This window comes from Desulfobacterium sp. N47, assembly GCF_051233685.1.
Classification (GTDB): Bacteria; Desulfobacterota; Desulfobacteria; order Desulfobacterales; family RPRI01; genus RPRI01.
On record NZ_JBAMMY010000080.1, the window covers coordinates 1 to 19,635 of the forward strand.

A 19,635-nucleotide genomic window follows, 5' to 3' on the forward strand; every position below is an offset into this window, starting at 1 on the left:
CTTTGCTGTCTTTTACCGCTATCCCCTCCAAAACATCTTTGATATGCAATGCGTGAAAGGATATTTCGCCGACGTTAACACTTAAATCGACACGGTGGTCGCCTTGCGGCAAATCTTGACCGACTTATTAAATCTCCTCAATTTTGGAAAAAGGACATCGCCGACATCGAATTTGATCTTAAATCCCGGGATGAAATTCCCAAGCTGATGATAGGACTGCAATACATTTATAGCACACCGTCGTTACGTAAAAAGGTATTTAATATTCTGAAACGGATTGTGCCGAAAGCAAGTCATGAAATTGGAAGAACGGGCATGGACCTGTGGAAGATACTGGTTTTGGGAACATTGCGTCTAAACTGCAACCGGGACTACGATAAAATCCATGAGATGGCCAACAATCATCATAAATTACGTCAGATGCCCGGGCACAGTGAAACTGATCTTGATTCAAACTATGCTTTGCAGACCATAAAGGATAATATTGTTTTACTGGCTCCGCATATATTGGATGAGATTAATCAAATTGCTGTTAAAGCCGGGCACAGCATTATTGCGACAAAACAGGAATTAAGAGGCAGCTGCGATTCTTTTGTTGTTGAAACCGATGTGCATTTTCCGACTGACACAAATCTGTTGTTTGATGCCATGCGCAAGATGATAATCCTGATTGCAATCATTTGTTGTGAGGCTGGCATTACCGACTGGCGTCAAAGCCATCATCATATAATAAAAATAAAGCGTCTGCTGCGAAGAATTCAAAGGCTCAAACATTCAACATCAAATAATGAATCTAAAAAGGAAACCGGAAATAAATTAATTGTTGAACAGCACCGGAATTACATCGATGTCTGCCATGCCTTAGTATTCAAGGTCAAAGAGACAATCCGGATTTTACGGGAGATGCTGATATTATCAACGTCTCAAAATATCAGGCTGAGTAAGGTTGAAGAGTATATTGGTCATGCAGATCGGCAAATTGACCAGATTCTAAGAAGAGCCGTTTTAGATGAAAAGATACCGCACGAAGAAAAAGTCTTTTCAATTTTTGAGCAGCACACCGAGTGGATCAGCAAAGGGAAAGCCGGCGTACCACAGGAGTTGGGCTTAAAGGTTTGCATACTGAAAGATCAATATGGGTTTATTCTGCATCACCAGGTAATGGAACGACAGACCGATGATAAAGTAGCTGTTACCATGGCGAAGCAGGCCAAACAAAGATTTGAAAATCTTTCCGGATGCAGTTTTGACAAAGGTTTTTATACTCCTGACAACGGCAAGCAGCTGTCAAATATATTGGATTACGTCGTCTTACCCAAAAAGGGGCGGCTATCCGAAAAAGACAAACGAATAGAGAACTCGGAAGAATTTATTGAATCCAGGCATAAACATAGCGCAGTAGAATCTTCCATTAATGCTTTGGAGAACCATGGATTGGATCGCTGTCCGGATCACGGCCTGCATGGATTTAAACGCTATGTTGCTTTATCCGTTTTAGCCAGAAACATACAGATATTGGGCCATCTGATTCAGCAAAAAGATTTAAGCCGTCAGAGACGACGTAACGCGGCATAAAAGAAAGCATTTTATATAAAAAATGAGTAACTGACGGAGGGGTGCGTCCGGTTGTTGAGAAAATATCGCAAAAACTTGATTCACAATCGGATGCCAATGATTTGAATGGTAGTAATTTAATAAACTGCCATCAGCTATCCGGCTGACTTTAAAAAAACTATGACTTTCCGTTCAGACACTAGATAATGCTATGATTGGTCAAACAACTTTTCTTATGATATCGCATGACCAGGATTGCAGTATGTACAATAATGATTTCATAGGTAACCGTCAGGACTCAAGGGAATGGAAAGACGAAGCTCAAATCATTCATGAATCTGACAAGATTATCCGGCAGACGGGAGAGCGGCTGCTTATCTGCCGCCCACCTTATTGGGAGTATAAGGGAGAGTATAAGGGAGTAGAGTGCAATCTTGTTTTGGACGGTCTGGGAAAGTTTACCCGTTCTTATGGGCCTTGGCCAGATTTAAGCACAGAACTACGGGCCGGTTATGAACAGTATTGCCGATTAGAAGGTACAATAGCTGTCGGAGGGAAAGAATATGTCCTTGAAAATGGTTACGGTATCCACGATATAATTGCCTTATAATGATGATAACTTTTTACGAGTCCATCAAAATAATACAAGAAAGGTAGGATAATGAAAGAACAAAAAAAGGCTACAAGTAATGTCAAGACAGCAGATGAGATGAATCACATGAGGGAACTGCCCAAAGAACAATTAAGTGAACACTTCCAGGACCATATTGCATTTCTGATTATGGGCAAAAGTGAAGGTAAAGATCCTTTATGGCATTAGGCATGTACCATGTGGGAGGAAAAGTCTGGGGCATTGCCGATGGAATTATACAGCAGACGAATCTGATTATCACTCCAAGCGACCATCGCACTATATCCAATAACGAATTTGTCGGCAACCGCATCGGACCGACAGATGAATCCGCAAACTTTCAGGTGGTTCAGGAATCCGACCGGGTAATCTGGAAAACCGGCAACCGCCGGATTACATGTCGCCTGCCTTACTGGGAGTTAAAGGGAGAGCACATGGGTGTGGATCTTGACTTAACGATTGGCGGCATCGGCGATTCCATTCCATATCATGGTCCCTGGACTGACCTTCCCGTTAAGAGCCTGGCAGGTAATGAACACCTTTGCTGGGCATCGGGAAGCTTTACATATCAGGGTAAAAAATATACCCTTGATGAAGGATGGGCGGTCCGCGAGCGAACCTGCCTGGGAAAAGGCTGGGATGTATTAACACTTTTGGGACATTCCACGGGTTATATCTGGAGATGGTGTTTCAGTGAATCCGTAAAAGTATTTTGCTTTGCCGAACCCGAGGCAAACCATTTTCTGGGACGTGTCTGGAGTGGTGATCAGGTCCTTGGTTACGGTCCCGGCCAGATCACAGTTGAGCCATTGGAGAGATGGAAAGATCCGATGACCGATGTGACTATTCCCATTAAATGGAAGATCAGGATGGAATCTGATGCTGCAAATGTTGAGATGAATGTGGCTACATGGTCAAGGGCACTATACGGCTTTCACCTGGCCAAGGGTTATACTACACACTACTGCGTGCTTGGCAGAACCAACGGCAGTGTTGTCTTCTCCGACGGACGTAATGTTCCAATGGATGATTGCCAGACCTACTTTGAGACAGCCAAAGCAACAGTCCTTCCCAAGGGATAATTTAAACTCCAGCAGCATGCGTATTCCCCGTTGCTTGCAACGGGGAGCAATATATCTGCTTCCAGAGCTCTGAATCACTTAAACAGCATAATTATTTTGCAGCAGGATGTAACCTTTTCTGTTTTCTTTCCGAATATGAATACAAAGGATAATTTCAGCCTGAAAAATAATGCCAAAATTTCTATGAAAATCAAGGAGAAAAAACATGAAAAGTAAAAAGTTGTACAAAACCGGTTCTTTTATGAAGATGACAGTTTTGATGTTAACTCTGTTGTTTCTTACGGTTGCAATGGAGGCTATGGCCTGGCAGCGCAATGTTTCCCGCAGTGGGCCACAGGGCCGAAGTTCATCACGCAATATAGCGACTAACCGGACCGGCAACGGCTATAGCAGAAATACTACAATGACCGGACCTCAGGGCAACACCGCCACCCGCTCGGCGCAGGGGCAATGGGACACTGAAACCAAGACCTGGACGAAAAGTGTGACATCAACAGGGGCCAACGGACAAAGCGCCACCCGAAATACTACGGCAACCAAAACGGATGAAGGCTATAACAGTAGCACCACAATGACCGGACCTCAGGGCAACACCGCCACCCGCTCGGCACAGGGGCAATGGGACCCTGAAACCAAGACCTGGACAAAAAATGTTGCAATTACAGGAGAAAGCCAATGAAAAACAGTAAACAACGAATCTTATTCGGCATTAATTTGTGCAGGCACTTAGCAATTATTCTAACATGCGTAGTAATTATATCTTTATCTTTTCTTCTTTCCGAAAGTCTTGCGGCACCATTTGCAGCAACAGGGGAAAAACCGATGGATGTTTTCTTCAATAATGCCGATACTGATGGTAACGGTCTGATCAGTGAAGTAGAATGGCATACCGCCATGCAGAAACGGCTGGAAAACATTGACACGAATCACGATGGCAATATTTCCCGCGAAGAACTGGAAAAATCGAAAGAAACAATGCGGGAAAATTTTCGCAACTTGCGTAAGCGTTAATCATTAAGGATCTAAGACAATAGCTGGATAATTACGAAGCGATAGTTTTAATAATTAAATGATCAGCAAAAGTTTATATCCGGCTTGTAGAGTAAAACCCAGTTAAGACAGGGTTATTTTTTACCAGGCCGGGAGTATGCTATTTGATGCAGAGTAACGTTGAAGACGGGTCTGACATAACAACAGATGCTGAAATTATCGGACGTATTCTCAGTGGGCGGATCAACGATTTTGAAATTATCCTGAACAGATACCGCGGGTATATCTTCAAAATCGTTTCCGGACGTCTTCCTGCCGATGTGGTTGCGGATCTTTCACACGAAATCTTTATTGAAGTTTACAAGTCATTGCCAAATTATGATGAGCGCAAAATGTTCAGGAAATGGCTTGCCGGCATAGCAATACACTGCTGTTACGATTACTGGAGACAGCATTACCAAAATCATGAAATATCAATCAGTGCTCTGACTGAGGATCACAAGAGATGGATTGATGAAGTTCTTGCTGCCAAGTCGGAAGATGTATTTAACAATATTGAAAACCAAAAAGAGGCAAGAGAGATTTTACAGTGGGCACTGGCTGATCTTTCCGCAGAAGACAGGATGGCTCTTACTCTGGTACACCTTGATGGACTTTCGGTTAAAGAGGCGGCACAGGTTCTTGGTTGGAGCTCGATTAACGTGAAAGTCCGGGTGCACAGGTCGCGAAAAAAGATGCGAAAACGAATTGCCGCTATGTTATCGGGAGATATCTGAATATGACGGAAAAGGATTTTGTAACAAAGATAGAAGATGCTCTTATCAAGACGCACCTTAGCCTTACAGAGCCCTCCGAAACTGATACGGAATGGAACATGCGTGTGATGGCAAAGGTGCGCACACATGGACAACATTTGTTTATGCAGCCAGGAAGTTGGTGGTATACAGCCGTTGCCCAGCGTATTGTGTGGCGTTTTGGAACGGTCGCCGGTCTGGTAGCTCTTGTCTTATCGATTTACACTTTCGGGACAACATTTATACCGGAACAAGTTACAATGAATTTATTTATAAATGAACCATTTGTAGCGCTGACAACGGGTTTGTTTGCACTGTAATTTGCATTTTCTGATCCGTAATCCGGAAAAGATGCTTGTATGAGTTTGGATTGTCAAAAAACCACAGAAGGAGTTTGATATGAAAAAATGGAAACTGTGGACGGGTTTAATCATAATATTTCTTGCCGGGATCTATATCGGTGCCGTCGGTACCGGCATCTTTGTACGTCATACAATCTTTTCCCTGATTCAGGGAGGACGTCCGGCTGTGGCAAAACTGGTCACAAAAAGGCTCGCAAGCCGTTTGGACCTTTCGGAATCCCAGCAAGCCGAGGTATTTAAAACTGTCCGCAAAACCCAGCTGCGATTGCTGGAACTTCGCCGTCGGCATCAGCCGGAAACAGAGGAAATCATCAGCAGTGGTATTGCCCAGATCAAAACGGAACTTTCGCAGAAACAACAGGAAAAAATGGATGAACTATACAATAGATTTCTTGAACGATGGAATATGATTAGGAATTGTTCGGATCAAAATCCTTAAAGGCTGCGATTGTTTATCCCCAACCAAATAGAAAGACTGCAATCCAAACATTATTCGGGCAATAGCTATAGACTTGATGGATACTTTGTATCCACACAATATTTCTTATCTTAAAATTCTGCATACACACTATCCATAACCTATCTTTTTTCCAACATAAAAACTTGTTGGGAAACCTGATAAAATTATGTATATTAAATAAGTTATAAATAGTTGAAGTGTTGAAGAATGCTTGGCATGTTGATTGCTGTACTGAAAACAAAATTAGAGTATTATTGGGAAAATACCTATAAAGGGACATGAATTCAAAAATTAATATTTACATAGAGCCACTTTCGAAAATTTTACTTACGATTTTACCATCAAAATTACAATATCTTAAGAGTTTAAAAACTATGAAACCTATGATCAGGCGTACTATTATTACGGTTTTAGTTTTAGCACTTGCGCTCATTGCTTTTGTTATATTTTTTAAGAAAAGCAATGACCAGTCTGTTTCATATCGTACCGAAAAGGTTAAACGAGGCGACCTTATGGTTACCATCAGCGCAACCGGAACGGTAGAACCGGAGGAAGTGATTGATGTCGGCGCACAGGTTGCCGGACGAATACTGGAATTTGGTAAAGATAAGAACAACAAAACTATAGATTATGGCTCGGTTATTGGAGAAGGGACAGTGCTTGCCCAGATCGATGACTCACTATATGCTGCCGATGCTGCTCAGGCTGCTGCTCAGGTACAGCAATCCAGGGCTTCTCTTGAACGAGCCAAAGCCGATATCGAGCAGATAAAAGCAAAGCTTTACCAGGCAAAGCGGGACTGGGAGCGGGCGCAAAAGCTTGGCCCTTCAGAGGCTCTTGCTGAAACCGCTTATGATGCTTATAAGTCCGGTTATGAAACAGCTGTGGCAAACCTTGCGGTTAGCCGGGCAACAATTGAACAGGCCGTAGCTGCTGTGGCTCAATCTGAGGCGGCTTTTAAACGGGCACAGCAAAATCTTGGGTATTGTACGATTAAATCGCCCGTTAAAGGCGTTATCATTGACCGGCGTGTTAATATCGGTCAGACTGTTGTTGCAAGTCTGAATGCGCCAAGCCTTTTTCTGATTGCTAAAGACTTAAAACGCATGCAGGTATGGGTTGCCGTTAATGAGGCCGATATCGGCAAGATCCATTCAGGTCAAAAGGTCAGCTTTACGGTAGATGCATTTCCGGGAGAATTGTTTCATGGAGAGGTTGGTAAAGTACGGCTAAATGCATCCATGAGCCAGAATGTAGTTACTTACACTGTTGAGATTATAACCGACAATTCAAACGGACGTCTCCTTCCATATCTTACAGCAAATGTTCAGTTTGAATTAGACCGTCTCAACAATGTTCTCACAGTACCAAACGCCGCCCTGCGCTGGACGCCAACTTCAGAGCAGGTTGATCCGAAATATCGTGATCTGCTTTTAAAATCTGCAGGCGATGAAGAAAATTTGAAAAAGGATAAGAGATCCGGTAACAATAAAGAGCAAAAGCATCCAAACGGCAAAAAGAAAGGCACAGTCTGGATCATTCGCTCAGGAAACCTTCCGGAACCATTACAGCTAACCGTGGGAACCAGTGATGGTATGCTGACACAAGTTGAAGGTGATGGTCTTAAAGAAGGACTTGGGGTTATTTTGGGTCAGCAGGTTCAAACAAATTCCGATACGGAAGACACATCCAATCCATTTGTTCCTAATATGGGCAGAGGCAGGCACTAAAAATAACCATGGAATTAATTGAATTAAAGAATATCTATAAAACCTATAATATCGGCGAAATAGATGTTGAGGTGCTGAAAGGCATTACAATACAGATAAAAGCCGGTGAACTGGTTGCCCTTATGGGCGCATCAGGCTCAGGCAAAAGCACATTGATGAACATTCTGGGATGTCTGGACAGACCAACATCCGGGGAATATCTGCTTGATGGACAAAATGTTGGGAAAATATCATCCGATGAACGCGCGTTTATACGAAATAAAAAGATGGGGTTTGTGTTTCAAAGCTTTAATCTGCTTCCCCGCGCCAGTGCCGTGGAAAATGTCGCTATGCCTCTCACATACACAACAGATTCTATCTCTGACGGTAAGGCTAAAAAAAGGGCTATAGAAATGTTAAGCCGTGTAGGATTGCAGGACAGACTTGATCACGAGCCTTCAAAACTTTCAGGAGGACAGCAACAGCGGGTAGCAATTGCAAGAGCGCTGATTAATAGTCCTCCTGTGCTTTTTGCCGATGAGCCAACCGGAAATCTGGATTCCAATACCAGCACTGAGGTGCTTGAGATGTTTCGCCAACTGAACAGGCAAGATAAGATTACAATAGTGCTTGTCACTCATGATGCGGCTGTGGCTAAATATGCCGACCGGATCATTCGCATTAATGATGGTGTGATAGTAAATGAAGTACCATGTCAGAATGAGTCAGGATTTTCAACTCCTGTCGATTCTATGCAAATTAATGAGGATGTATGAAAACCCATCGCACAATAAAAATCGCTCTTCAGGCACTTCTGCGGAATCCAATGCGGGCAATGCTCACAACTCTTGGGATCGTAATCGGTGTAGGTGCTGTTATTGCCATGATGGAAATAGGAAACGGCTCCTCTGCTGCAATTAAAAAATCAGTAGCAAGTATGGGTGCAAACACCGTACTTGTTCGTCCCGGAACAGCATCCAGCGGGGGCATAAGTTTTGGTTCAGGAAGTGCTATGACTCTTACATCTGAAGATTGTGATGCCATAATCCGTGAATGTCCTTCCGTTTTAACTGCAGCTCCTGTAGTTCGCGCCCGTACTCAGGTAGTTTATGGTAACCGTAACTGGGTTCCCTCATCAATATATGGAACTAGCCCTGAATTTCTAGAAGTGCGCGACTGGACAAACCTATCTGAAGGAGAAGTATTTGACAATCGTGATGTGCTTAATGGTAATAAAGTTTGTGTTCTCGGCCAAACCCTTGTCCGGGAGTTGTTTGAAGGCAAATCACCAATAGGCAAAGAAGTCCGCATAAAGAATGTATCATTCAGGGTGGTAGGCGTACTTTCAGCCAAAGGGGCAAATATGATGGGAATGGACCAGGATGACACCATTATAGCTCCGTGGACTACAATAAAATACAGGGTTACAGGTTCGACTCTTGATAATATAAACCAGAGCAGTTCCGCAACATCCTCATCGGTAAATACACTCAGCAGCTTATATTCGGGTGATTCTCCAAGCCTTTATCCTGAACAATCCTCCGTTCAGGCTGTAAATAATCCTATGCCGATACGTTTTGCCAATATAGATCAGATTATGATGGCAGCAATTTCCACAGCTCAGATTCCTTCTCTTATCACCCAGATAACAGAAGTGCTTCGTGAACGCCACCGTATCAGAAACGGAGAACCGGATGACTTTAATATCAGGGACATGAGTGAAATGGTAGATATGCTTTCATCAACAACAAAAATGATGACTAATCTACTGCTTTCCGTTGCATTGATTTCACTTATTGTAGGCGGAGTCGGGATAATGAATATAATGCTTGTGTCGGTTACCGAACGAACCCGTGAGATAGGCCTGAGAATGGCGGTTGGGGCCAGAGCACGCGATATCTTGAGGCAATTTCTTGTGGAATCCATAGTCCTTTGTCTTGTCGGAGGAGGATTGGGAATTCTTCTGGGTCACGGCGGCTCCAGGCTTGTACACTTTTTTCTTAGATGGCCTGTTGAAAATTCGCCTGGTGCAATTGCCGCAGCTATTTTAGTATCTGCCGGAGTAGGTATAATTTTTGGATATTATCCTGCGTGGAGAGCATCACGGCTTGATCCGATCGAGGCGCTGCGCTATGAGTAAAAAAAACTATGACAACATGTATACTGCTTTAAAAATGAACCTTGCTACGCTGCGTTTGGCTAAAATATGCAGCCTTGTCCTTCTGCTTTGTCTGATATTGATAAACGGTTGTGCAGTAGGCCCTGACTACAAGCCGATTGAAACAACTCTTCCATCCACCTGGGCAGGACCAGCCCCAAAGTCCGATACAAATACCATAACTGAAAAAGATATAGCTTGCTGGTGGACTGCTTTCAATGATCCGCTGCTTGTTTCACTTGTCAACAGAGCCATAGAATCAAATCTGGATATCAGGCAGGCAGAAGCCCGTATCCGGCAGGCCAGAGCGGCAAGAGGAGTTTCGCTTTCAGGATTCGGACCTGTTTTAAACGCAGTAAGTTCTTACAGACGCAGCCACTCGCCGCAATCAGCAGCAGCAAATGACGGTATAACATCCAGCCAGTATCAGGCAGGCTTTGATGCGGCCTGGGAGCTGGATATCTTTGGTGGTGTCCGGCGAAGTGTTGAAGCAGCCGATGCTGATCTTAATGTTGTTATTGAAGGACGAAATGATGTATTGGTGACTTTGGCCGCAGAGGTTGCCGTTAACTATATCGATCTAAGAGCTTATCAGCAGCGCCTTAATATTGCCCGTAATAATCTTGCAGCACAGAAGCATACAGCCGAGCTTACGCACAAAATAGTTACAGCCGGATTTGCAAACAGCCTTGATGCGGCAAATGCCGATGCCCAGGCGGCAACGACAGCAGCCCAGATTCCTCTGCTGGAAGCTTCAGCCGAGCAGTCGATTTACAGCTTAAGCCTGCTTATCGGCCGTGAGCCGGCAGCTTTGCTTACAGAGCTTAAGGAATCATCCGACATACCTGCCGCTTCACCTTTGGTTCCTGTTGGAGTTCCGTCAGATCTTTTGCGAAGACGCCCGGATATAAGAAGAGCAGAAGCACAAATTCACGCCGCTACAGCGCGCATTGGGGTTGCTACGGCCGACCTTTTCCCTAAATTCAGCATTTCAGGTTCAGCAGGTTTTCAAAACGATGAGTTCAATTCATGGATGGACAGAGTAAACCGATTCTGGTCGTTTGGGCCTTCGGTAAGCTGGCAGATTTTCAATACAGGTAAAACGATATCCAATATCGAGCTGCAGAAAGCTTTACAGGAACAATCTGCAATTACCTACAAGCAAACCATCCTCACAGCGCTAAAGGAGGTGGATAATGCACTTATTGCCTCAACAAAAGAAGAGGAGCGGAAAAAAGCGTTTTCTGATGCAGTTGCCGCAAACAAAAAGGCCGTAGATCTTGCCAAACAGCTTTATATCCACGGCCAGACGGATTTTCTGAATGTGCTTTTAGCCCAGCGCTCCCTTTATGCTTCAGAAGATGCTCTTGCTCAAAGCACACGCACCGTTTCAACCAATCTGGTTGCTCTTTACAAGGCCATTGGCGGCGGATGGGGAACTATAATCGTTGAATAAGTTCTTTAGCCACTTTATCACCGGAAAGAAGCATACCTCCGAAAATCGGACCCATCCTCGGCCCGCCGAAAGTTGCATTTGCAGCCATACCCGCTACATATAATCCGGGAAAAATCTCCTGTGTGTTATCAAGTGTAAGATTTTCAGCTTTATCCGCCCACATGGATTTTTCACCTTCAATCGCACCGCTTGGTGTCGACAGCTTTCCCGGAACTTTTTTTACTACCACTTTTACTACTTCAGTCGCGTGCCCTGTGGCATCAACAACAAATTTTGTTCTTACGGTAAGCGGATCAACATGTAATCCGGCCATCTCAACAGGAGACCAGTTGATTACAAGCCCCATGATGCCTTCCGGACGCATCATTACATCTTCTACGGAAATGCAGTTAAATACTGTAAGACCTGCCCGGATAGCTCCGGCGGTTAAGGAAGTAATTGCCTCAATTGAATCGGCTGTATAATAATCTTCTTTAAAATGATTATAACGAATGCCAAATTCCTCAAGCAGATGAATCGCACTTTTCTGAACGACAATTTCATTAAACAGCATGCCACCACCCCACATGCCACCGCCTATGCTGAGTTTTCGTTCATAGAGCGCTACCTTTTTTCCGGCTTTTGCAAGAAAATAACCTGCAATTAAACCTGATGGTCCGCCACCTACTATCGCAACATCGGTTTCAAGGTTATCTATAAGTTTTTTATAATACCGCTCAATAATAGCCTGAGAGATGACAACTTCATCCAATGCCATAATACTTACCCCTTTCTTTCCGGCCAATGTTTAAAATTATCAATCCGGCCGGGTCTGGAATTAACAAAAAAAACCGTTTCCCATAAATAGAGAAACGGCCGTTATATCAGAAGACTCGTTTCCCTTCGCAGGCATTATCCTGATCAGGTTCCAAGGGTTACCCGTTTTTGGGTTCTCAGCTGCTTTGCAACACCCCTAACATATATTAATAATTTTAGACAATATTACAGATTTTACAATGATATTGTCAACAGCAATTCCTATTGATGTTTTGTTTTAGGGATGAGTTTGATTCAATAATATTCTTTAATATACTCATACGATTTATTAAATAGCTCTTCATCTTTGTGTAATTGATATTTCAACAATGTCTTGCGTAAAGATTTTTGGACTTCTCTTTCTCCTGGAATAGTATTTTGCCAACCGTCAAATCGGACAAGTCGCACAATCTCATCAATATCATTTACTATTCTCTCAACAATGGCCGGTGTTTTATCTGTTTTAAGTTCAAGGAATAATTCCGTTAATGCCGCTTTTGCTGATTTTTGCTGTTCACCGTTATCTTTTTGCTTTTCAGCCTGTAAAGTTTCTTTTGCGATTTCGCAAAGCTGTTTAATAAATTCGATACTATTGATTAAACCTTTTTCCGCCTTGTCTCTTAAAGCTTCAAGCCTTTCACTTAACTTTCTAAAAACAGGATTTCCTTTGTTTTTATCCAGCCTGCCCGATAATATTTTTATAATTTTATCTGCATCTTTCGGGTCTTTTTTATTCATTAAGTTGTCAATTACATCGGCATCCAAAACCATCTCTTCCATATCGTGGTTAATACCGGCAACATGGATATGCTCATGGATAAGCGCCGTTGTCTGCGCTCCCAATGCATGCCACAATAATCTTCCGTTATCGTCGGAACCCGGTTTAACCGAGATGTAAACCTGCGAAAGCCATTTATAATCCTTTTGGTAATTTTTTAATACATCATCCGGAGAAAGAGCTTCCCATAGTTTTGATAATAAACTGAAGTCTTTTGCGAAAGCATCCCGTTTGTCATTTGAACTAATACAATCCTGTGCAGCCTGCAAGCCTTCAAAACCCTCAACGGTTCTATCCAAGCCCGCAAAATGAGATAAGCAAAGTGTCATTTGTTCAGGGAGTTTGTCTTTCAGCTCTTGGAGATTACTGATAACTTTTTTTACAGATTCTTCATCAAATGACAGGGCACTCGCCGTATCATCAAAAACACCAAAGTAATCGACTATCCGTCCGAAAGTTTTATTCGGGAAAAGCCGGTTTGTCCGGCAAATTGCCTGCAGCAGCGTATGGTCTTTAAGCGATTTGTCCAGATACATTGTTTGTAAAATAGGCGAATCAAAACCGGTCAGCAGTTTTGCAGTAACAATAAGAAATTTAAGCGGTGAGTTTGAATCATTATATTTTTCAATTACCTTTTCGTGCCGGTCTCTGTCCAGTGCGAACTTTTGCTTGAACTCCAAATCATCATTGGCTGAAGTGCTTATGACGACGGTGCTGGATTCAGGAGAAAATAATTTGTCCAACTCCTCTTTATACTGAACACAGGCATGGCGGTCAGGGGTTACAATCAGGGCTTTAAAACCTTCCGGCTCCACATGCTTTTGAAAATGCTCCACTATATCTTGAACTATGGTTTTCACACGTTCCGGAGACTTTAAAAATACCGCCATTTTAGCGGCTTTCTGGCTGAGTTTGTTGCGATCCTCTTCGCTCAGGTCATTTGCCATCTCTTTAAAAGCAATATCGAGGCTCTCTTTATCAATGTGGTAATCCGGCAAGCGCGGTTCAAAATGCAAAGGTAGTGTAGCGTTATCACGAATGCTGTCCTGAAAGGTATATCGGCTCAGGTAGCCACTTTTATCCTCATCCGCTCCAAACGCCCAGAAAGTATTTTTATCAGCTTTGTTTATAGGCGTTCCGGTTAAACCGAATAGAAATGCATTGGGCAAAGCGCTTCTCATCTTGCGGCCAAGATCACCTTCCTGTGTTCTGTGCGCTTCATCCACCATCACAATGATATTTTCGCGCTTGTTCATGTCTGGATAGGCATCTTTAAACTTATGGATCATTGTAATGATGATTTTTCTGGTATCTTTTTCCAAGAGGTCATGCAGTTCTTTAATATTGTCGGTTGTCTCCATATTCGGAACTTCGGCAGTATTAAAAGTTGCCGTTATTTGCGTGTCGAGATCTATTCGGTCAACCATTATTATGACAGTGGGATTTCCAAGCTCCTGCTGCTTTCGCATTTTTTGAGCGGCAAACAGCATTAACAACGATTTACCCGATCCCTGAAAATGCCAGATTAAACCTTTCTTTATTTTGCCTTCTTTAACCCGTTCAACAATGGCATTGACGCCTTCATATTGCTGGTATCGGCATACGAGCTTTATCTTTTTCTTTTTGCTGTTCGTTGCATACACTGTGAAATACTGCAAAATATCTAATAATGTTGAAGGCTTTAATAAGTGCGTTATCTGTTTTGATATATCCTGTAAGCCGGCAAAATAATACAATTCATCCTTTTCATCCTCAAGCCGCCATGGTGACCAGAATTCTAATGGCGTTCTCACTCCCCCTATAAAAAGTTCTTTTCCTTCAGTCGCAAAAGAAAACACATTAGGAACAAAAAGCTGCGGCACCGCATTTTCATAAATGACATGAATATCATGAGCGCCATCCAACCAGCTTACAGCAGGTCTGACAGGGGTTTTCGCTTCGCCGACAACAAGAGGAATCCCATTTACAAACATAACGATATCGGGAATTTTTGTTTCTCTGGCTCTGATTTTGAATTGATTCGTCAGTAAAAAAGAGTTGTTAGCTATTTTTTCAAAGTCTATCAGACGAATATTTACATGTTCATTGTTTTTACCGACAGGCATGGAAATTTCTCCCCGTAACCATTTGGCAAATTCTTCATTAGCACGCACAAGCCCCACATTGCCGACAGCAATAAGAATAGCGCGAAGTTTGAAAATTACTTCTTCAGCGCGGTCGGGGTTTGATTTTATTGCGGGATTGAGGCGGATCAGGGATTCTTTCAATTCCTTTTCCAGAAAAACATCGGTAATTTCTCTTTGAAGCAATTCGGACTGGATATATTTCCATTTTGCATTATCGCCATAGGGAAGCTCCTCTTCCTTTACCTTACCATGCTGGACCTTGTTCAGGTTAATGCCGGTAAGCCGGTGGATAATGAAATATTCTACGCTGTTTAGTTCGTTGAATGTGCTCATCCTAAAATCTCGCTTAATAGTTTTTGTTTCAGGTTTTTGAGAGTGGTTTTTTGCTGCTTGAGTTGGTCCCGTGTAGTATCAAATTGTTTAAATAATTTGGTTAATTCCTTTTGTTTTTCTTTCTTGGGCAAAATGAATTCCTGTGCTGCCAATGTTTTCCATTTGATTGTTGGCGAAAGAGAGCCTTCCGAAATTTGAACCGCTCTGTTCATGAAAACATCGGATTGCATAAAGAAAGGAAGAAACTCTTTTTCGATATATTTTTCATTGGCTCTTAAAATCATGCTGTGTGCAGATGCAATGCCGTCAAAATGTGAAACAGCAACTTTGCGCTGATAGGCTCTGCGTTTTCCGAATATAATATCACCTTTATAAATTTTTAATTTTGTACCAATTACATCATCCGGTTTTCCCGTTCTTGCGATAACAAGATTATCAGGGTCTAAATGTTCTAATCCGACATAAGTATCCAAAGTTGTCTTTTGGGGCTCTACTCTTTCAGAAATGTTTAACGCAATCTTTTCAAACTTAATTTTCTCAAAATCATTTTTATTCAAATAATTGGTAAATTGTAATGCCTCACTAAACAATTCACAAAGTAGTTGATTTTTTAAGTTTTGCAAATTCTTTTCCTGCACCTCTACCTGCTCTATAGCGGTTTCTATGGATTGAAAAAGAGCGGCGATTTGTTTTTGTTCTTCGAGGGGGGGAAGAGGAATTTGATAGTTAGCCACAAAATCTTTCATTAATCTTTTTCTGCCGGTTGTACCAAGCATCATTAACTTACCACTATCAATAAAGAAATCGCTTGAAATTATTGAATAGAGCAAATATGGGTCAATTTTGACACCACGTAACACAAAAAATTCTGTTGAACCAAAACCAATGCCGTTTAAACAGCCTGCAACTAATCCACTCTTTCCATTTTCAAAACAAGGTGTCATTTTTGCCAAAAGAACATCGGCGTCTTTGAAATAACTTAGACCACCTTTTTTAAGTACGCCTAAATTACTTTTTCTAGAAAAATTAAAATACGGCCTTTTCTCGTTTAAATCTGCCATTTCAGCAAACGAAACTAAAGTATCACTTGCAATGTCCGCAAGCTCTCGTTTCGAAGGATCGATTTCGCAAATACCTCCAAGTTTAACCAACTCCCACTTATCCTTTCTCAACCTCATACCTCATACCTCATACTTCACCCTCATTCAAAAGCTCAATAAACGCTTGTTTGTCCGGCAATATGGTCTGGTAGCGGCTGGCAAAGATCTGGTCATTATCTTCCGGCAGAGTAATTTCAACAAGGGTTTCGTTTTTGTCGCGGCAAAGTACAATACCCACGGTTTTATTTTCATCGGGGAGTTTTACAAAACGGTCATAGTAATTGACATACATCTGCATCTGACCAAGATCCTGGTGACTAAGCTCACCAATTTTCAAATCTATCAGAACAAAGCACTTTAAAAGTCTGTTATAAAACACCAGATCAACATGAAAATGTTTTTCATCAAAAGTAAAACGAACCTGTCTTCCGACAAAGGTAAAGCCCTTACCGAGTTCGAGTAAAAAATGCTCTAATTTGTCAAAAATTTCCTGTTCTAATACGGTTTCAGAATAATGGTGATGTTCGGGCAAACCAAGAAACTCTAAAATATAAGGATCCTTTATTGCATCGGAAGGTTTTTCAATAAGATGCCCCTGCTGTGCCAATTGTTTAATGCCCTTTTTATCCCTGCTCAAAGCCAATCGTTCATATAAAGCGGTATCAAATTGTCGTTGCAATTCTTTAAGCGACCAATTGTTTGTAATACATTCTATTTCATAAAAACTTCGCTCATTGTGGTTTTCAATCCGCATCAGTTTAAGGTAATGTGACCAGGATAATTGAAAACGAGGTGCTTGTAATTCAGCAGAAACCGTCTGCTGAATTGAGTAAGTGTTGGCGGTCGTCTTCTCAGATTTCGTCAACACTGTTGACGAAATTGATTTGGAATATATCTGATAGAAAAAACGCATTCTATCTAAATTTTCTACAGAAAATCCCTTGCCAAAATCTGCGGTAAGCCGCTTTGAAAGTTCTTTTAATACCTGCTTGCCATATTCGGCTCTCTCTTTACCTTGCTGTTCATCCTCAACAATCATCCTCCCAATTTCATAATAGGTGTAAACCATTGTTTGATTTACGGCACGCACTACTGTCTGCCTTGCAGTTTGTAAAAGTTCGGCAATTTTTAAATATAGATTACTTGGGACTATTTCCTTAGTCATACCTCAATTCCAATATTTTTTAGTTCAGTAAATAAATTTTCTAACGAATTATTGATTTGCTTTTGCCCTGCTTTTATATCCGCAATCAGCTTTGAGGTATCATGTTCTATAATATTGTTTGTCTGTTTTACATATAGCTGCAAGCTCAGGTTCCCATTATTTTCCAGCACTTCTTTATTGCTCATTACTTTGGCAAAACCCTCAGCTTCTTTAAATTTCCAGTAAGCATCAGCAATCTTTTTAATATGCTGCAGTTCAAGCCAGGCATTGGTTTTTTCAATCCTCAATTCCTGTTTTGCATCAATAAAAATGATTTTGCCTTTGCGTTCCTTCGGCTTCTTCATGCGGCAAACCAGCAGGCAGCTTTCCATACTGCTGTTGTAGAAAAGATTTTTGCCCAAGCCTATTACAGCATCCACATAATCTTCTTCAATCATTTTCCTGCGTATTTGGCTTTCCGCATCTCTGAACAAAACGCCATGCGGCCAGAGCACAACGCTTCTGCCGGTATCTGGTTTTAGACTTTTCATAATATGCTGTTGAAAAGCATAATCGGCGCAACCTTGCGGCGGTGTTCCCCAGATATTTCTGCCAAAAGGATCGTTCATCCATTTTTTTTGATTCCAGCGCTTTACACTGTATGGCGGATTTGCCATTATTACATCAAACTGTTTAAGCTCATCATTTTCGAGTATCTGCGGGCTTTCAAGCGTATCGCCCTGCACAATTAAAAATTCATCCACATTGTGCATAAACATATTGATGCGGGCAATGGCTGATGTAATCAGGTTTAGCTCCTGTCCGTATAATTTTAAATTTCGGTATTCCTTGCCTCGTTCTTTTAGGTGCAGCACGCTTGATAGCAAAATACCGCCGCTTCCGCAGGTTGGGTCATAGATGCTTTCAGCGCTTTGCGGGTCTGTAATTTGAGTCATGAGTTTTACAACGGTGCGGTTGGTATAAAACTCGGCTGCTGTATGGCCGCTGTCGTCTGCAAATTTCTTAATCAGGTATTCGTAGCCTTCTCCCATGATGTCGTGAGGGACATTACTGACCGTTAAATCCATCTGACTGAAATGCTCAATAAGATCGAGCATCTTTTCATCACTCATCCGGCGCTTATTCGTCCACTGCGCATCGCCGAAAACATCATGAAGCATTTCAAAGTTGGCTTTTTCGATACCGCTGATAGCTTTTTGAAGGGCAGCGCCAACATCTATGGTCTTCTTTCTCACATCTTCCCAATGGCAGCCCTTTGGTATCTGAAACCGGTGGTTTTCACGGAACCCGGCATAATCGAGATCGTTTCCACTTTCATTCAATGCTGTTTGATATTCCTCATCCCATACATCGCTAATGCGCTTAAAAAACAGCAAAGGAAAAATATACTGCTTAAAATCTGCGGCATCAATCATTCCGCGTAAAATATTGGCTGCGCCCCAGAGGTAGTCTTCAAGTTGTTTTTTGGTCATAAATTATTCTTTCTTAAATTTAGTTCTAAATTTTACGGTGAAATGGACGTCCGAGCATCTTTTTTGTCTATCACTCTTTAATGCCACCATCAACTCATATATTGATGCCTCCTGTGTTTCACCAGCTGTTATGTTACTCTTTTTTATGACAATAAACACGTCACAGGCCTTCAATAGAACTTATTTGATTTTAAACAAATATTGGTATAAAGAATAGACAATTCTAAGAGAAGATATTTTTCCATGAACCGGGTATTAAATACTACATAGCTGGTGATGAGAGTTGGCTGTGAGATATTAACGAATTAATCGAGTATATTCAGGTAAACATAATATAAATGGAGTCGATAACAAATTGAATATTCAAGAGAAGACACTTGCTCGATATTTTTTTCAAAATAAAATTTTAAAAGCTGACGGGCAGGCATTCGAAGATATATTCACTGCAATTATGAATTATGCAGAAGCAGGCTTTCAATCTATAAAGCCATGGGGTAACATCGGCGATAGAAAGAATGATGGATATATAAAAACTAAAGTTTCACTGTTTTTGAAGCCGTTCAAACATGGTTTTAAAATTTTGCGATATTTTTTCACAAAACATAAAAAGATGGCATGTAAAATGCATTGCAATTTATATACCAAGTATTTCAAGCACTTACGTCAACTT

At 41.8% G+C, this 19,635-nt stretch carries 19 protein-coding genes and 1 riboswitch; of the genes, 14 read left to right on the top strand and 5 right to left on the bottom strand.

Annotated elements, in window-relative coordinates:
• The first annotated feature begins 126 nt into the window (after positions 1-126).
• The 13 genes from VXK47_RS04980 (at position 127) to VXK47_RS05040 (ending at position 11,196) form a co-directional block, all read left to right on the top strand.
• Positions 127-1,575 (top strand): ISNCY-like element ISDssp5 family transposase, encoded by a 1,449-nt coding sequence (locus VXK47_RS04980; RefSeq protein WP_435547689.1) that lies wholly within the window; start codon positions 127-129, stop codon positions 1,573-1,575.
• 241 nt (positions 1,576-1,816) lie between these two features.
• Positions 1,817-2,164 carry a hypothetical protein gene (locus tag VXK47_RS04985; RefSeq protein ID WP_435547671.1) on the top strand — a complete coding sequence of 116 codons (348 nt, stop codon included), beginning with the start codon at positions 1,817-1,819 and terminating at the stop codon, positions 2,162-2,164.
• Between the two features lie 51 nt (positions 2,165-2,215).
• On the top strand, positions 2,216-2,374 hold the full coding sequence (locus tag VXK47_RS04990; RefSeq protein ID WP_435547672.1) for a hypothetical protein: 159 nt from the start codon (positions 2,216-2,218) through the stop codon (positions 2,372-2,374).
• On the top strand, positions 2,365-3,267 hold the full coding sequence (locus tag VXK47_RS04995; RefSeq protein ID WP_435547673.1) for a hypothetical protein: 903 nt from the start codon (positions 2,365-2,367) through the stop codon (positions 3,265-3,267). Before VXK47_RS04990 ends, VXK47_RS04995 begins: the two co-directional genes overlap by 10 nt.
• Positions 3,268-3,472: 205 nt before the next feature.
• On the top strand, positions 3,473-3,946 hold the full coding sequence (locus VXK47_RS05000; RefSeq protein ID WP_435547674.1) for a hypothetical protein: 474 nt from the start codon (positions 3,473-3,475) through the stop codon (positions 3,944-3,946).
• Positions 3,943-4,278, top strand: coding sequence for a hypothetical protein (locus VXK47_RS05005; RefSeq protein WP_435547675.1), 336 nt, complete (start codon positions 3,943-3,945; stop codon positions 4,276-4,278). Before VXK47_RS05000 ends, VXK47_RS05005 begins: the two co-directional genes overlap by 4 nt.
• Before the next feature lie 146 nt (positions 4,279-4,424).
• On the top strand, positions 4,425-5,033 hold the full coding sequence (locus VXK47_RS05010) for an RNA polymerase sigma factor (protein WP_435547676.1): 609 nt from the start codon (positions 4,425-4,427) through the stop codon (positions 5,031-5,033).
• Positions 5,034-5,035: 2 nt separating this feature from the next.
• A complete protein-coding gene (locus tag VXK47_RS05015) occupies positions 5,036-5,371 on the top strand; it encodes a hypothetical protein (RefSeq protein WP_435547677.1) in 336 nt (111 codons plus the stop codon).
• A gap of 79 nt (positions 5,372-5,450) precedes the next feature.
• Positions 5,451-5,852, top strand: a complete 402-nt coding sequence (locus VXK47_RS05020) for a hypothetical protein (RefSeq protein WP_435547678.1) — start codon at positions 5,451-5,453, stop codon at positions 5,850-5,852.
• Positions 5,853-6,247: 395 nt separating this feature from the next.
• Positions 6,248-7,603 (top strand): efflux RND transporter periplasmic adaptor subunit, encoded by a 1,356-nt coding sequence (locus VXK47_RS05025; protein WP_435547679.1) that lies wholly within the window; start codon positions 6,248-6,250, stop codon positions 7,601-7,603.
• Between the two features lie 8 nt (positions 7,604-7,611).
• Positions 7,612-8,358, top strand: a complete 747-nt coding sequence (locus VXK47_RS05030; RefSeq protein WP_435547680.1) for an ABC transporter ATP-binding protein — start codon at positions 7,612-7,614, stop codon at positions 8,356-8,358.
• Positions 8,355-9,722, top strand: a complete 1,368-nt coding sequence (locus VXK47_RS05035) for an ABC transporter permease (RefSeq protein ID WP_435547681.1) — start codon at positions 8,355-8,357, stop codon at positions 9,720-9,722. The genes VXK47_RS05030 and VXK47_RS05035 overlap by 4 nt, the downstream gene beginning before the upstream one ends.
• Positions 9,715-11,196: an efflux transporter outer membrane subunit gene (locus VXK47_RS05040; RefSeq protein ID WP_435547682.1), complete on the top strand. Its 1,482-nt coding sequence runs from the start codon at positions 9,715-9,717 to the stop codon at positions 11,194-11,196. The genes VXK47_RS05035 and VXK47_RS05040 overlap by 8 nt, the downstream gene beginning before the upstream one ends.
• Here the strand turns inward: VXK47_RS05040 and VXK47_RS05045 are convergent.
• The 5 genes from VXK47_RS05045 to VXK47_RS05065 all read right to left on the bottom strand — a co-directional run bounded on the left by VXK47_RS05045 (position 11,180) and on the right by VXK47_RS05065 (position 18,965).
• A complete protein-coding gene (locus VXK47_RS05045; protein ID WP_435547683.1) occupies positions 11,180-11,953 on the bottom strand; it encodes a thiazole biosynthesis protein in 774 nt (257 codons plus the stop codon). The two genes, VXK47_RS05040 and VXK47_RS05045, sit on opposite strands and share 17 nt — an antisense overlap.
• A gap of 103 nt (positions 11,954-12,056) precedes the next feature.
• Positions 12,057-12,160, bottom strand: a riboswitch (TPP riboswitch).
• 86 nt (positions 12,161-12,246) lie between these two features.
• Positions 12,247-15,228, bottom strand: a complete 2,982-nt coding sequence (locus tag VXK47_RS05050; RefSeq protein ID WP_435547684.1) for a type I restriction endonuclease subunit R — start codon at positions 15,226-15,228, stop codon at positions 12,247-12,249.
• Positions 15,225-16,400 (bottom strand): restriction endonuclease subunit S, encoded by a 1,176-nt coding sequence (locus tag VXK47_RS05055; RefSeq protein WP_435547685.1) that lies wholly within the window; start codon positions 16,398-16,400, stop codon positions 15,225-15,227. The genes VXK47_RS05050 and VXK47_RS05055 overlap by 4 nt, the downstream gene beginning before the upstream one ends.
• Positions 16,401-16,416: 16 nt before the next feature.
• Positions 16,417-17,493 carry a PDDEXK nuclease domain-containing protein gene (locus VXK47_RS05060; protein WP_435547686.1) on the bottom strand — a complete coding sequence of 359 codons (1,077 nt, stop codon included), beginning with the start codon at positions 17,491-17,493 and terminating at the stop codon, positions 16,417-16,419.
• The gene (locus VXK47_RS05065) at positions 17,490-18,965 is read right to left on the bottom strand and encodes a type I restriction-modification system subunit M (RefSeq protein ID WP_435547687.1); all 1,476 of its coding nucleotides are present in this window, start codon (positions 18,963-18,965) and stop codon (positions 17,490-17,492) included. The genes VXK47_RS05060 and VXK47_RS05065 overlap by 4 nt, the downstream gene beginning before the upstream one ends.
• A gap of 355 nt (positions 18,966-19,320) precedes the next feature.
• Here VXK47_RS05065 and VXK47_RS05070 point away from each other — a divergent pair.
• A partial coding sequence (locus VXK47_RS05070; protein WP_435547688.1) for a hypothetical protein occupies positions 19,321-19,635 on the top strand: 315 nt, incomplete at its 3' end.